This window comes from Campylobacter sp. RM19072 (assembly GCF_024723485.1).
GTDB lineage: Bacteria > Campylobacterota > Campylobacteria > Campylobacterales > Campylobacteraceae > Campylobacter > Campylobacter porcelli.
The window spans coordinates 1-15,113 of record NZ_JANQCU010000007.1; the positions used below are offsets into that span (position 1 = coordinate 1).

Below are 15,113 nucleotides of genomic sequence, written 5' to 3' on the forward strand. Positions count from 1 at the left end.
GTGTAGGTTGTGATATTAATTTTTATTATTTTTATTATTTTTATTATTTTTATTATTTTTATTATTTTTATTATTTTTATTATTTTTATTATTTTTATTATTTTTATTATTTTTATTATTTTTATTATTTTTATTATTTTTATTATTTTTATTTCTCTGGCTTTTTAGGTTTAGATATTAATTTTATTAAATTATTCTCAATTTATCTTGTTTATGATAGTATTGTTATTGATTTTATTAAGGAGCGATAGTTGAGTGTTTTACTTATTTTACTAATTTATTTTTATTCTTTTTAATTCTTAGATTAGATTTTTATAGTAACTACTTATTTATTAAAGAGAAATTTAAAAATGCTTTAATGGTGGTTTTTGGTGTTAGTTTAGTAATTTGCATTTGGGTTATAGTTTCTATTGGCATTTAAATTTGATTTTTTAACTTTTCCAATATTGCATATAATTTTAAGTGTTTTTGGTGGATTTTATTTTAAAAAGTTTAAGAAGTCAAAGCGAATTTACGGAATTTAGCATTTCTGGCAATCTATTTTTGACTAGATTTATCATAAATATCAGTAATGTAAAAGCATTATTTTATTTTTGTTAGCATATTTTCAAGTTTAAATTTTAATATAAATCTAGTAGCGATTGCAATTTTTAATGCTGGGAGTTTTATTTATTTTTCTCTTGTTACTCTTTTATTTTTAAATGCCAAAATAAAAGCGATCTACATAAGACATTCCAAAAAGCTAGATGCGATTTTGGCTATTGTATTTATATTTTTTTATTTTTATCAATATATTTAAGGAGATTATGAATGGTTGGGTATGTTGATTATTTAAATTTTTAAACAAGAGAATATTAATGAGCTATGGCAAAGCTTATTTTTGTTCAAGGGTAAATGAGAGGCAATGATTAACGCTGTCAAGCTTTATTTGGATCGTAGATAAAAGCAAAGTGTTAGTGATTTGAAGCTAGTATAACAAGATATAATTAACTTTCTTTTTATCCTTTTACGATAATATTTTATTCAAAAATAAAATGCTAGATTTAAATTTGAATCTATTTTTGTAGCGGTTGCATTTATAGTGGCGCTATAACTAGTCGTTATATTTGTTATAAAATGCTATAAGTGTTGGATTTAAAACTTTGGTTTGCTCTATTCTAGGCACAAATTTAGCTTATCTTGTGTTTATAGTTTTTTTTATTTTTGATAGTTTAAATTTAAATTGCTTAATAAAGTGGCGATTTTTGGTGCTTTATTTATCATATATTTAGGTGTAAGTGGTTTGGTGTCTAAGATTAAAAGTAGCCAAGCCATAGAGCAAAATTTCTAATAATATCCCCAAAATTACCAAACTAAAAATCCATTTATAAGCAAAATAATGCTAGGTTTAATGATTTATATTTAAAATAAGGATATAAGTGGTGGCAAATTTTAATCAAGAAGTTTATAATTTATTAAGATTAATACCAAAAGGCAAGGTGGTTACTTACTCTCAGATTGCGTTGTGTTTAGGTAATGTAAAACTAGCTAGAGCTGTTGGTAATGCGCTACATAATAATCCTAATCCAACGCTATATCCTTGCCATAGGGTGGTAAATCGCAAAGGTGAGCTATCTAAGGCATTTGCATTTGGTGGGAGTGAAGGGCAGATGAGATTGTTGGTTGATGAGAATATTAAATTTGATAAATTTAATCGTGTTAAGCTTGATATTTATGGGTTTGACATTGAGAAATTTATAAAATCCAAGGGCTAGATGATTTAGCACAATATAAATTTATTTTTAAATATTTATATTAGTTTTAATTTATAATTTCATTTTTTTTTTTTTTGATAAACTGCCGTTTTTGAGATTGAATTTAGAAAGCTAGAAAATGAAAAATATAGTGCTTCTTGGCGGTAGCAATTCTGTAATGGTAAATGGATTACAAAAAGGTCTTAGAGAGTATGCTAATGTAACAAATTTAGCCCTTGGTGGTAGTACATGCTTACAGAATTTATATGAATTAAAACGAGAAAAAAATCAAGAGGCTATAAAAAATGCAGATTTAATAGTAACTGAGAGCAATATAAATGAGCTTCATCAGCATTTAAATGAACGGGAACAATTGAGCTTAGAAATAATATTTAGAAATATGCAATATTTTTATGCTAGTTTATATGAATTAAAAATACCAGTATGCGTTATTATATTGCCATCATTTCATCAGAATAAATACAATATAATCCATAATATGCATAAATACTTAGTCAATTTTTATAAATTTTCTTTAATTAGTCTACATGATTATTATAAGAAATATAATCTTGTAGAATTTGGTAATAAATTTGGGCATCATCAATTATGCGTAGTCAATAAAGCACTTGGAAGCAATATTTCTAAAAATATTGATAAATTTGTAGTTTCTAATATAAGTTTAAAAGTTGATATTCCAAATTTTAAAATAATTACTCCAAAAAATATGAATAGAAATTCATTACTAAAAGTATTTACTCCAAAAAATTCAATTTTTGATGAAGTCGTATATAGATTAGAATATAACTCTACTTTAAATTTTGAGAATGAAGATGGTTATAAGATAATAGGTATCCATAGTTGGATGTTAGAAGAAGATGGGAGCATAAGCAAAATTCCTGTTGATAAAGCGCAATTTCAATGCGGTTCAATATGTATAAGTTCGCATAAAAATACTATAATAAAATCTACATCTAAGCTAAATAGATTTTTTGAGCTACAAGCAGAGCCACTGATTGGCAAAGATTTACAAATACAATTTAATTCTCAAAAATTACCTGACACTGAGTTTTATAGTATGTCAATTTCTAATCATACAAATAGCATATCTTTACCATATTTTGATCTAATCGCCTTTTTCTTATGTAAGCCAAATCCAAATATGGAGCTATTTGACCTAAGTGTTATACCAAACGATAAGGATATAGAGATTGATAGAGATATAGACCGCTCTCATCTTATACCAAATATAGTATTTTTTAAAGATTCTATGGAGTTTATAGATGAGTATATCGGATACCTATATCCAAATATTACAAAACACATAGATAAAGTTTTAACGCCACAAATTATAAATAAAATTAAAGAGCACTTGTTGGTCTTGCAACCGCCTAAAGCCACGCCACAACAACCAAAAGAGCCATCTTTGCAAGATCAGATAAATTTACTCAAAGAGCAGATATCTAAAAAAGATAATGAGATTAAAGCCTTACAAACTAGCTACCAAAAAGCAGCAAATTTCAAAAATCATCTAAGCTATAAACTAGGCAATGCTCTTATAAAGGCACACAAAAGTTGGTATAAGGGCGGATATATTAAATTCATATTTGAAGCGATAAAGATAAAAAACGAGCATAAATGGCAAAATTAGCCAAATATAGAATTTAATATAAAGCATAGTATGAAATTAGCAAGTATCTATAAAATTTTAGCTAAATTTGATTAAGATAAATTTAGCTAAAATTCACCGGATCTATATCTGGCAAAGCACCATAAACTCTAGCTATTTGACTAGCTTGTAGTAGCGGAGTGTGGGAGATTGAGCGAAGTAGTATTTGGTATCTGTGCTTAGAGGCTATCATCTCGATTATACACTTTCCACTGCCTATTATCTCTAAATTTCTTATCTCTTTTAACTCTTTTAGGATTTTTTCCATTTTGATTATGGCTTTATTTTCATCTTTTTCTTCTATTTTTATACGCAAAAGTCGTGTAAATGGCGGATACAATCCCTCTCTAATAGCCATTTCATCATCTATAAATTTATCAAATTTATCCATATACTCAGCGAAAAACTCGCACTTTAGCCCTTGTATTATCACCTTACCATAATCAGCCCTACCAGCCCTACCAGCTACTTGCATTGCTAGTGCTAGGCTTTTGCTTCTTGCTTGATAATCGCTATAATCCAAATGCTCATCTAGCCCCATAATTATAGCTAGAGTTACATTGTGGTAGTCGTGGCCTTTGCTTAGCATTTGAGTGCCTACAACTATATCAATCTTATTTTCATTAAAATTTTTTAGCAAGGTTGTGAGCTTTTTTTGCGTGGTGATCTCATCTTTATCAAATTTGGCTATATTCGCAGATGGGAAGTGGCTTTTAAGCTGTAAGACAAGCTCACTAGTGCCGATTTTACGAGATTCTAGCATTTGATTATTACAAGATGGACATATACTTGGTATCGCACAGACAAATCCGCAGTAATGGCACTTTAGGGCTTTATCTTTTTTATGTAGACTTAAAGAGATTGAGCAGTATGGACACTGGATACTTTGAGCGCAGTTTTTACAAGTTAGAAATTTGAAATTTGCCCTTGTAGGCAAGAATATTATCGCTTGTTTTTTTCTATTTATAGTATCAGATATATGGCTTAATAATAGCTCATTTAATCCAGTTGGGCTATGGTCATATATATACTCTTTTTGCGAGTTATAAAATCGCCCCTTTAGGCGAAAATGCGGGAATTTAGCATAGCTATTTAGGCTTGGTGTAGCACTACCTAAAAGGCATTTTATCCCCATTTTATTAGCGATATATACGGCTAAATCTTTGGCGTTATAGTATGGGTCGCCACTACTTTTATAGCTATCATCGTGCTCTTCATCGACTACGATTAAGCCTAAATCGCTAAAAGGCAAAAATAGTGCTGACCTTGCTCCAGCGATTAATTTTACATCGCCTAAACTAAAATTAGTTAGCAAAGTTTTTTTGTTTTTAGCAGAAATTTTGGAGTGCCATATGCCTACACTTTTGCCAAAATAAGCCTTAAGTCGCTCTTGCATTTGTGGAGTTAGTGAGATTTCTGGCATTAAAAATAGAGCCTGCTTGCCGCTATTTAAACACTCTTTTATAAGGCTTATGTATATTTCACTCTTTCCGCTTCCAGTATCCCCAAAGAGTAGGCAAATTTGATTTTGTTTAGCAAATTGTGCGGCTTGTTGCTGGAGTGGGCTTAAATTTGGTGATTTTATAAAGCTACATTTTGCCATTTGGCAGCCGCTAAAAGGCTCAAATAACCCAAATGCCACGCCTATTTCGCAAGTGTAGTAGTGGCTAATAAATTTAGCTAAAGTGATTTGATAGTTGGTAAAACTACCTAGTCTTTCTACTATTTTAGCAGTTTTAAAATTTGGCTTAGAAGTGCGGTTTATAACGCAACCGCTCTGTTTTTTGCCTCTTAATATAACGCTTACTATCTCAAATTCGCCTAATTCAAATTCGCTTTCATATGTTAAAGGCTGTAAATTTACGCCTATTATAGCAATTTTATAGTAGTTCATAGCTCAAGCTTTTTGCATATCTCTTGTGGTGATAGACACTTGATGCTTGCGTTACTATCGTAGCTAAATTCCACCTCTTCATTAAATATTAGTTTTTTATCTTCTACTTTCCATTTAGCTAGATTAATAGAGAGTAAAATATCTGAATTTAGCACTGGTTCTTGGACTTTAGCAGTGAGTAATGAGGCGGTTTTTTGGTGGAGAATGTTAGCTTGGATTGTGGCTAAATCAGATTTGATTTTAAGTAAATTTGCGTCATTTTTATTAAAAGAAAGTCTTGGCGTCGCTATGGCTAATAAAACGCCAAGAATAATAATTACAAATGTTAGCTCAATTAGGCTAAATGCTTTTATCATTAGTAAGGGCTTTGTTTATATTACCAAGAATTGAGCTTAATTCGCTCTTTTGCTCATAATTTTCATGGCATTTTTTCACAAAGGCAGTTAGTAGATCCTTGATAGCAAGCTGATGTTTATCATCTAAAAGCTGCTTTATATCAGCTTCGAAATAATCAGCAAACTCATCATCAAGGGTTATATTATAATCTTTGGATGCTACAGTTAGTGTGATTTGTCTCATCGACCAAGCACAGCCTCAACTTGCTTTAGCAGATCATCGCTTGCTAAATCTTGATTTTTAAGCTCCTCTTCTAGTCTCATTATTTGATTTGTTTTAGCTTCATTTTGTGCTTTTACGCTTATTAATTCATTTCTTAAATTTTCATTTGCTTCGCATACCTCTTCATATTTTAGCATTAGCTCGGTAACTTTTGAAGCTAGAGTGTTTAATACCTTTTCATTCTCAAACATTACGAAATCCTTATTTTATAGTGATAAATTTGCGTAATTTTATCATATTTATTATAAATATGGTCTAAATTTGGGCTATTTTGTCTCTAATTGCTAGGTTGAATTTTTAAAAAAAGATGGTAAAATCAAGAAAAAATAAGGTAATAATATGGATAAATTTGAGTTAAATAGTAAATTTTCACCCAGTAAAGATCAGCAAAACGCCATTGATAGCATTACTAAGGCTTTTAAAAGCGGAGCAAAGTATAGCACGCTTCTTGGTGTTACTGGTAGCGGCAAGACCTTTACTATGGCAAATATTATAAAAAAGCTAAATATACCTACGCTAATTATGACACACAATAAATCTCTAGCCGCTCAGCTATATAGCGAATTTAAGGGCTTTTTCCCGCATAATCATGTGGAGTATTTCATTAGCTATTATGATTATTATCAGCCTGAAGCTTATATACCAAGGCAAGATCTATTTATAGAAAAAGATAGCTCAATCAATGATGAATTAGAACGCCTAAGGCTATCAGCTACGGCAAATTTGCTTGAGTATGATGATACTATAGTTATTGCTAGTGTATCGGCAAATTATGGCTTAGGTAATCCAGCAGAGTATAAAGGTATGGTAATAACGCTAGAGCAAGGTATGCAAATAGGTCAAAAAGAGCTACTTTTAAAGCTTGTTGATATGGGGTATAAAAGAGATGATAGCTTTTTTGAGCGTGGAAATTTTCGTGTAAATGGCGATGTGGTAGATATATATCCGGCGTATTTTAACGATGAGGCGATTAGGCTTGAGTTTTTTGGTGATGAGATAGAGGAAATTTACCATTTTAACGCTTTGGATAATAAAAAAACTAAGAATTTAAATCGCTTTATATTATATGCTACAAGTCAGTTTGTAGTAGGGGAAAATAGGCTAAAATCAGCTATTAAGGGCATTGAAGCTGAACTAGATGAGAGATTAAAATTTTATGAAAGTCAAGGTAGGGTAGTGGAGTATCAAAGGCTAAAGCAAAGGGTGGAGTTTGACCTAGAGATGCTCTCAACCACTGGTAGCACAAAAGGTGTAGAGAATTACGCTAGATATTTAACAGGGCAAAAACCAGGAGAGACGCCATATTCTATGTTTGATTATTTTGAGATTAAGGGGAAGGATTATTTGGTTATAGTAGATGAGAGCCATGTTAGTCTGCCGCAATTTCGTGGAATGTATGCTGGGGATAGAAGTAGAAAGGAGATATTAGTAGAGTATGGATTTAGACTGCCTAGTGCTTTGGATAATAGACCGCTTAAATTTGATGAGTTTATCGCTAAGAAGGGGAAATTTCTCTTTGTCTCTGCTACGCCAAATGAGTATGAGCTAGAGCTATCTAAGGGGCATATTTATGAGCAAATTTTAAGACCAACAGGGCTGCTGGATCCTAAAATAGAGGTAATAAGTAGTGATAATCAAGTGGAAATTTTATACGATAGAGCTAGGGCTGTAATAGAGCGTGGAGAGCGAGTGCTAGTTACAACTCTAACTAAAAAGATGGCTGAGGAGCTAACAAGATACTATTTAGAGCTTGGATTAAAGATTAAGTATATGCACTCTGATATTGACGCTGTTGAGAGAAATGAGCTTATAAGGGGGCTTAGGCGTGGGGATTATGATATTTTGGTTGGGATAAATTTACTTCGTGAGGGGCTTGATCTACCTGAAGTTAGCTTAGTAGCTGTGATGGACGCTGATAAAGAGGGGTTTTTACGCTCAAAGACTAGCCTTATTCAAACAATGGGTAGGGCTGCTAGAAATGTAAATGGAGAAGTGATACTATTTGCTAATAAAATAACAGGCTCAATGCGTGAAGCTATCGATATTACAACCGCTCGCCGCAAATATCAAGATGAGTATAATAAAGCAAATAATATCACCCCAAAAAGCACTAGTAGAAATATCGAAGATAGCTTAAAAGAAGATGATACTCAAACGCTTTATACCAAGGCTAAAAAATTAGAAAAAATGCCAGCAAACGAGCGTGCTAAAATGGTAAAAGAGCTAAGAGCTATGATGATGGAAGCGGCTAAGAATTTGGAATTTGAAAAAGCAGCCGCTTTGCGTGATGAGATTGCTAAATTAAGGCAAATTTAGCTTAAAATTTAGCGGCGACCTTGATATTATAAAGTCGCTATAAATTTAATCTGTGATTTTAGTGCATTTTAGGCTTACTTGATTATCTTTTTGGCTAAATTTATATAGGTATTGGCTGGTTTTAAACTCGATATTTGGCTCATATGGTGGCTTTTTATTTTTAGCGATTTTATCCATTATCCACTCATAATTATTTGCTACAAGCAGCTTCATACTCATACCCATACCATGCTCTATATTTTTGATAAATTTGCCATCAACTCTGGATTTATCACTGATAATATCAAGCGTAACATCAAATCCAAGATTTTTAAGCTGTTCATAAAATTTGATCTTTTCACCAACTGGAGCTACGGCGTCATCTTTTACATGGTAGCATTTAAAAATTGGTTTTGGATATTTAGCTTGTGTTATAAGATGGCTTGGCTCATTTAGATCTCTAATCTCATATCTTGAGCGACTAAAGTAGTTTGGGCTTTGCGAATTTGAGGTCCATTTAGTCTTATCTGAGACGCATAGGTGGAAGTTTTCATTATCTCTGCTATCTCGTCTATAATGCATAAAGTCAATCTCTTTACCAAAGCCAATAGTGCGAAATGTCCCTGGCTGAAAATTCTCTTTATCAAATATATCTGTGCTTAAATTCCAACCGCAATTATCAAGGATAGCATCTACTGCCCATGGAGCGTATTTAGCACATAGGTTAGCTATATAGCCACCATGGCTAGAGCCTACATAAATTTTGGCAAGCCCCCCCCCATTTAAATTTGCTACCTTAAATGGCGGATTGCTTTGAGCGTATAAGGTGGCATTTACCACATCAAGTGAAGCCATTAAACCAAAATTTTGATACTCATCATTTGGTGGAGCTAGTGTTAAATGAAACGGAAGTTTAAAATTTAGCTTTAATTTGCCAGTTACCTTTTGCATACCGATGAAATTATATAGATAGCTATTTAGATATTCCCAAATTTCATCTGAGCCCATCTTGGTTAGTTCTACATCATCAGGGATAGGGCGGTTAATGCTTTGGGCTACGGTTCTTAATATTAATTCATCTATCTCATCAATGCTAAATTTAGCCGCTGGGGGATTGCTTCTTACGGCAAAATAGTTTGTTGTTACAACCGCTGCGTCTAGATCCCTAGCGATACTTTGAGCTAATTTTTGTCTATAGTATGAATCGCCATCTTCGCCAAGTCCTGGTATAATAGCTATTAAGGCTCTAATCTCCTTTTTGTTATCATATGTGAGTTTAAACTCAAGCTTTGATTTACGCTTTATGCCTAGCTCAGCATCATTTACGCCATCAATTTTATAAGTTTTAGTCTGTATCATCTATTGCCTTTTTATACTTTAAATTATTTATAATTCTCATTGTATCTTGAGCTATTGCGAGCTCTTCATCTGTAGGCACAATGATGATTTTGATTTTTGTATCTGTAGCTCCTATTCTTCGCGGTTCATCTTTTGGTTCTATATTTTTATCTTTATCAATTTTGATACCAAATACATCTAGTCCATTACATATAGTCTCTCTTACCCTAGCGTCATTTTCGCCAATTCCAGCAGTAAATATAATAGCATCAACCCTACCTAAAATCGCAATATATGATCCAATATATTTTTTCACTCTTAAGATAAACATATCAAAAGCGAGTTTGGCATTCTCATCTCCTGCGTCCATTCGCTTTTCGATTTCACGCATATCGTTTGTGCCACCAATTGCTAAAAGGCCAGATTTTTTATTCATTATATTATCAACTTCTTCGCCACTCAAATTTGCATTTTTCATCAAAAATGGCATAATAGCTGGATCTATGCTACCGCAGCGAGTTCCCATCATCAGCCCTTCAAGTGGAGTAAGCCCCATTGTGGTATCTATACATTTGCCATTTTTTATAGCTGCTATACTAGCTCCGTTGCCAAGGTGCATTGAGATACAGCTAAATTTATCATAATCAACCCCCAAAATTTTAGCTCCAGCCTTTGAGACAAAGTGGTGAGAAGTGCCGTGAAATCCATATTTTCGTATCTTATATTTTTCATAAAATTCAAGTGGCAAGGCATACATATATGAGCTTTTTGGCATTGTTTGATGAAATACCGTGTCAAATACAGCTACATTTGGAATATCAGGCCTTAGCTTCAAGGTCTCTTTCATTCCAGCTAGGTGAGCTGGATTATGTAGCGGAGCAAGCGGGATTAACTCTTTGATCTTTTGCATTACGCTTTCATCGATTAATACCGCATCTGTGAATATATCAGCACCTTGAACTACTCTATGCCCTACGCCATCTATATCATCTAGGCTTTGAACCACTCCTGAATTAAATAAAAGCTCATTCATTATATCGATACCTTGAGCGTGGTCTGATATGGGATTTGAGCTATCTTTGCTCTTTCCGCAAGCTGTTACTATCTTGGCATATGAATTTTCAGAGCCGATTTGCTCTATTAATCCTTTACACATTACGCTTTCATTATCCATATCATATAGTTTAAATTTAATAGAGCTACTACCAGAGTTTATAACTAAAATCTTCACTTAATCTCCTTGAATTGCGCTAATTAATACCGTATTTATTATATCATCTACTAAGCAGCCACGACTTAAATCGTTAATTGGCTTATTTAATCCTTGTAAAATTGGACCCACCGCTAGTGCGTTAGAAGTTCTTTGGACTGCTTTATAACATATATTTCCTGAGTTTAAATCTGGGAAGATAAATACATTTGCACTGCCAGCTACCTTTGAATTTGGCAATTTTTTAGCCGCTACTTCTTTGTCTATGGCTGCATCAAACTGGATTGGGCCTTCTACATCAAGGCCTGGGTCTAGCTCTTTTAAAATTTTTGTAGCCTCTATAATAACATCAACGCTAACCCCGCTTCCGCTATCACCTGTAGAGTAGCTTAGCATTGCTATTTTTGGGTTAAAGCCAAACTCACGAGCTAGTAAGGCTGTGGATATGGCTGTTGTGGCTAGGTCTTTTGGGGTTGGATTTGGGATTATGGCACAATCAGCGTAGAAGTGAATTTGACCATTTACGCACATTATAAAGCTACCGCTTACGCTAGAAACTCCTGGCTTTGTTTTGATAAATTGCAAGGCTGGGCGGATAGTTTGGGCTGTGGTTGTGCTTGCTCCGCTTACCATCGCATTAGCTAATCCTTTATAAACTAGCATTGTGCCAAAGTATGTTCTATCTTTGATTAGCTCCTTAGCGCCATCTAAGCTTAAGCCCTTATTTTTGCGAAGTTCATAAAGGGTAGTGGCAAATTCATCTACAAATTCGCTTGTGGCTGGGTTTATAATGTTTGCTTTGGTTAAGTTTAACCCCAAATCTTTAGCCCTTTTATCTATTTTATCTTTATCTCCAAGCAAGATTATAGCCACTGCGTTGCTGCTTAGCAAGGCATCACACGCTTTAAGCACTCTATTATCATCGCTTTCTGGTAAGACTACTATTTTTTGCTTTTGGGCGGCTTTTTGGTATAGGAGAGTTTCAAATTTTAATGGAGTTATGTAGTTGCTTTGGATTGTGCGAATTTCATCAATATCGCTAAGGCAAGTAAATCCCAAAAGCTTTGCTTTATAAAGAGATTTTTTACTAAGCAAAAATGGAGCATTTAAATTTTTGGCTATTAAGAGATCAAGAAGTTCGTTATCGCAGCCTACAACTACTATAAATTTATCTTTTATGCTATCAAATTTAGCCATTATAGCTTTTATAAGCTCATTCTCTTTGGCGTTTTCTAAAAGGCTTATGGCCTCATCTGGGTTAAAAACTCTAAGATTATCTTGATTATCTAAACTAATGGGTAAAAATGTAACACTATCAGGTAATTTATCGTTTAATTTGGCTTTAAATTCGCTATTTTCATAGTCGCTTTTTAATACATAAATAGCTTTTAGCATTGTTTTATCCTATCTTTGGTATTATTTTGTGCAATTATTGCTATATTGTATCATAAAATTGAGAGTTATTTATGAAAAAGAGTTCTTTTTTTACACTATTTTGTGTAGTTGCTTTTACTGGTTGTACTACTGGGGCTGATCCGCATATATCGATGGCGCCACCTGCATATGTAGAGGAGCTACCAAGTCGCGTTCAAGGTGGTGGAATAGGCAATCCTGGTAGTCTATTTGGCAAGGGGGATAATCCGCTATTTTCAGATAGAAAAGCGATGAATGTAAATGATATTGTTACAGTAATCATAGAAGAAAATGCCAACCAAAGCTCACAATCTAATCGCTCTACTTCTAAAAATAGTGCTACGGCTTTAAATGGGGGGACATTTACTACTCCAGCTGGTTCGCCACTACAAGGTCCGCTAAATGATGTTAATAAGATTGCTGGGATTGGCTTTAGTGCTGGAAGTAGTGGTAGCTATGCTGGAAGTGGCACGGCTACTAGGGTAGAGGCCTTTACCACTACAGTTTCAGCTAGAATTATTAAGGTTTTGACTAATGGCAACTACTTTATAGAAGGTAGTAAAGAGATATTATTAAACAATGAAAAGCAGATAATGCAAATTAGCGGTGTGATTAGACCATATGATATTAGTCAAAATAATGAGATAGAATCAAAATATATCTCAGATGCTAAGATACTATATCGCACTGAAGGTGATTTACAACGCGCTACAGATAAGCCGTGGGGGACTAGAGTTTTAGAGACTATATGGCCGTTTTAATCTATTGGTTTTTTGTAAATTTGGTATTTTCTATGGCGTAGCATAGCTTAATGCCATGTAAAAATATTATCCACGATATATATATCCATAGGATAAAAAATAGAATTATCGAAAAAGAGCCATATATACTAGCGTATGTTTTATTATAAAATGAATACTCTATAAATAGCCATTTAGATACTGACCAAGCAAGGGAGCTAATAAATGAGCTTATGGCTATGCTTTTAATAGATAAATTTCTATTAATGCTAATTATATATGTGATGGCAAATATCGCCCATATAATGATATATGGAAATATAGCAAGGAAATTTATCCAGCTTGTATATTCACTGCTTTTTAGGGCAGTTTGGATAGAGTTAGATAGCCAAAATGATAGTCCTAGACCAAGGGGCATAAGAGTAATTAGCGTCCAGTAGTTGCTAAGTCCTTGCCAAAATTTACGCTTTTGAGTATCACAAATAGTGGATATAGCGTAGTCATACTCAGCAAAAAATAGCAAACTAGTAAAAAGTATCGCTACAACGCCCATAATCCCAAGTGAGCTAGAGTTATTTAAGAATTGGTCTAAATATTGAGTTATATTTTGGCTAGGAAGTAAATTTGAGTAGATAAAATCTTTGATTTTAATATAATACTCTTTAAAGCTTGGCATGGTTGTAAATATGCTAAGAGATACGAAAATTATTGGTATTATCGATAAAAGAGTATGAAAGCTAAGAGAAGCAGCAAAGTGAAATAGCTCTTTATTACTTAACTCCTTTGCTACTATTTTTACAATATCTTTGATATTAGCCATCAAAGTCCCATTTTAAATGGATTTAGTATATTATTGGGGTCAAATGCTCTTTTGATAGATCTAAATAGCTCCATCTCGCCATCGCTAAATGCTAGGCTCATAAATGGAGCCTTAGATATGCCTATGCCGTGTTCGCCACTTAGGGTGCCGCCAAGCTCAACTGTAGCTTTAAAAATCTCTGTAATAGCCTCATAACCTCTTTCTACTGCTTTGGGATCGGATTTATCCACCATTACATTTGTATGGACATTGCCATCGCCTGTATGGCCAAAGCACGGGGTAGTAACATTATATTTGGCTGAAATTTGAGCTATTTTGTCTAAGAGTTCAGGTAGCTTTGAGCGTGGGACTGTTATATCTTCATTTAATTTTAAGCTACCATATGTTGTTATGGCTTGCGAGCAGTTGCGTCTTGCAAACCATATATCAGTACTCTCTTGCTCATCTTTTGCTACTTTAAAATCTATAGCGCCATTTTGTATAAAGCAGTTTTTAATAATCTCTAAATCCCCATCAATCACATCTAAATTTGCCCCATCTACATCGCTAATTAGTATCGCTCCAGCATCAAGCGGTAAGCCTTTATTAAATTTTTGCTCTACTGCTTTGATGCTTAATGAGTCTAAAAACTCCATTGCCACAGGGGTAACACCAGCTGCCATAGTCTTATACACAGCATTCATGGCTGAATTTACACTAGGAAATACCCCCATAGCAGTTTTTTTGAATTTAGGTTTAGCTATTAATTTTAGAGTTATCTCTGTAATTACTGCTAAGCTCCCTTCACTTGCTATTAAAATTCCAGCTATATTGTATCCAGCGACATCTTTGATTGTTTTTTTACCAGCTCTTATAATTTCTCCATTAGGCAATACAGCTCTTAGAGCCATTACATAATCTTTGGTAATTCCATATTTTGCAGCACGCATTCCGCCGGCATTTTCGCTTACATTTCCACCTATGCTACTATAGTTTTCACTAGCTGGATCAGGCGGATAGAATAGTCCTACTTCTAGTGCGGCTTTTTGTAAATCCATATTGATTACGCCTGGTTGGACTACGGCTACCATATTTTGCATATCTATTTCTAAAATTTTATTCATATGCTTTTCAAAGCTTAATACCACGCCACCGCTACTAGCTAGAGCCCCACCTGTAAATCCACTTCCAGCCCCCCTTGGGACAATTATTATTTTATTTTCATTACAATATTTTAAAATCGCACTTACATCATTTTCATCTCTTGGAAATAAAACCCCATCTGGCTCATAGCGTTTTTTGGTAGCATCATAGCAGTAGGCTATCTGATGAGCCTTATCAAATTTAGCATTATCCTTGCCAATTAAGCTTTCAAAATATTTTATATGTTTTGTATCCATTTTA

General features: G+C 33.5%; 13 protein-coding genes. 4 read left to right on the forward strand and 9 right to left on the reverse strand.

The annotated features are described in order from the left end of the window. The first annotated feature begins 1,421 nt into the window (after positions 1-1,421). Entirely contained in the window at positions 1,422-1,754 is a 333-nt protein-coding gene (locus CSUIS19072_RS04725; protein ID WP_201790162.1) for an MGMT family protein, read from the forward strand. Positions 1,755-1,872: 118 nt separating this feature from the next. Continuing rightward, positions 1,873-3,384 (forward strand): hypothetical protein, encoded by a 1,512-nt coding sequence (locus CSUIS19072_RS04730; protein ID WP_236845369.1) that lies wholly within the window; start codon positions 1,873-1,875, stop codon positions 3,382-3,384. Positions 3,385-3,466: 82 nt separating this feature from the next. Here the strand turns inward: CSUIS19072_RS04730 and CSUIS19072_RS04735 are convergent, their stop codons facing one another. The 4 genes from CSUIS19072_RS04735 to CSUIS19072_RS04750 are packed head-to-tail and all read right to left on the reverse strand — an operon-like array spanning position 3,467 to position 6,105. Next, entirely contained in the window at positions 3,467-5,296 is a 1,830-nt protein-coding gene (locus CSUIS19072_RS04735) for a primosomal protein N' (RefSeq protein WP_086293087.1), read from the reverse strand. Further along, positions 5,293-5,652, reverse strand: coding sequence for a type II secretion system protein (locus tag CSUIS19072_RS04740; protein ID WP_086237600.1), 360 nt, complete (start codon positions 5,650-5,652; stop codon positions 5,293-5,295). The genes CSUIS19072_RS04735 and CSUIS19072_RS04740 overlap by 4 nt, the downstream gene beginning before the upstream one ends. Beyond that, the gene (locus CSUIS19072_RS04745; RefSeq protein ID WP_086237601.1) at positions 5,636-5,875 is read right to left on the reverse strand and encodes a hypothetical protein; all 240 of its coding nucleotides are present in this window, start codon (positions 5,873-5,875) and stop codon (positions 5,636-5,638) included. Before CSUIS19072_RS04745 ends, CSUIS19072_RS04740 begins: the two co-directional genes overlap by 17 nt. Then, positions 5,872-6,105: a hypothetical protein gene (locus tag CSUIS19072_RS04750; RefSeq protein ID WP_086237602.1), complete on the reverse strand. Its 234-nt coding sequence runs from the start codon at positions 6,103-6,105 to the stop codon at positions 5,872-5,874. Before CSUIS19072_RS04750 ends, CSUIS19072_RS04745 begins: the two co-directional genes overlap by 4 nt. 148 nt (positions 6,106-6,253) lie before the next feature. Between CSUIS19072_RS04750 and uvrB the strand changes: the two genes are divergently transcribed. Beyond that, the gene (uvrB, locus tag CSUIS19072_RS04755; protein ID WP_086237603.1) at positions 6,254-8,230 is read left to right on the forward strand and encodes an excinuclease ABC subunit UvrB; all 1,977 of its coding nucleotides are present in this window, start codon (positions 6,254-6,256) and stop codon (positions 8,228-8,230) included. 45 nt (positions 8,231-8,275) lie between these two features. On the opposite strand, the gene CSUIS19072_RS04760 is transcribed toward uvrB, so the two are convergent. The 3 genes from CSUIS19072_RS04760 to pta are packed head-to-tail and all read right to left on the reverse strand — an operon-like array spanning position 8,276 to position 12,152. Beyond that, positions 8,276-9,568 carry a DUF2920 family protein gene (locus CSUIS19072_RS04760; protein ID WP_086237604.1) on the reverse strand — a complete coding sequence of 431 codons (1,293 nt, stop codon included), beginning with the start codon at positions 9,566-9,568 and terminating at the stop codon, positions 8,276-8,278. Further along, positions 9,555-10,778 carry an acetate kinase gene (locus CSUIS19072_RS04765; RefSeq protein ID WP_086237605.1) on the reverse strand — a complete coding sequence of 408 codons (1,224 nt, stop codon included), beginning with the start codon at positions 10,776-10,778 and terminating at the stop codon, positions 9,555-9,557. The genes CSUIS19072_RS04760 and CSUIS19072_RS04765 overlap by 14 nt, the downstream gene beginning before the upstream one ends. Beyond that, positions 10,779-12,152: a phosphate acetyltransferase gene (pta, locus tag CSUIS19072_RS04770; RefSeq protein ID WP_086237606.1), complete on the reverse strand. Its 1,374-nt coding sequence runs from the start codon at positions 12,150-12,152 to the stop codon at positions 10,779-10,781. A 71-nt stretch (positions 12,153-12,223) separates the two neighbouring features. Here pta and flgH point away from each other — a divergent pair, with 71 nt between their 5' ends. Next, positions 12,224-12,931: a flagellar basal body L-ring protein FlgH gene (gene flgH / locus CSUIS19072_RS04775; RefSeq protein ID WP_086237607.1), complete on the forward strand. Its 708-nt coding sequence runs from the start codon at positions 12,224-12,226 to the stop codon at positions 12,929-12,931. 1 nt (position 12,932) lies between these two features. Here flgH and CSUIS19072_RS04780 read toward each other — a convergent pair whose 3' ends face one another. Beyond that, positions 12,933-13,730, reverse strand: coding sequence for a YihY family inner membrane protein (locus tag CSUIS19072_RS04780; RefSeq protein ID WP_086237608.1), 798 nt, complete (start codon positions 13,728-13,730; stop codon positions 12,933-12,935). Beyond that, positions 13,730-15,109, reverse strand: a complete 1,380-nt coding sequence (locus CSUIS19072_RS04785; protein WP_086237609.1) for an FAD-linked oxidase C-terminal domain-containing protein — start codon at positions 15,107-15,109, stop codon at positions 13,730-13,732. Before CSUIS19072_RS04785 ends, CSUIS19072_RS04780 begins: the two co-directional genes overlap by 1 nt. Positions 15,110-15,113: the final 4 nt, after the last annotated feature.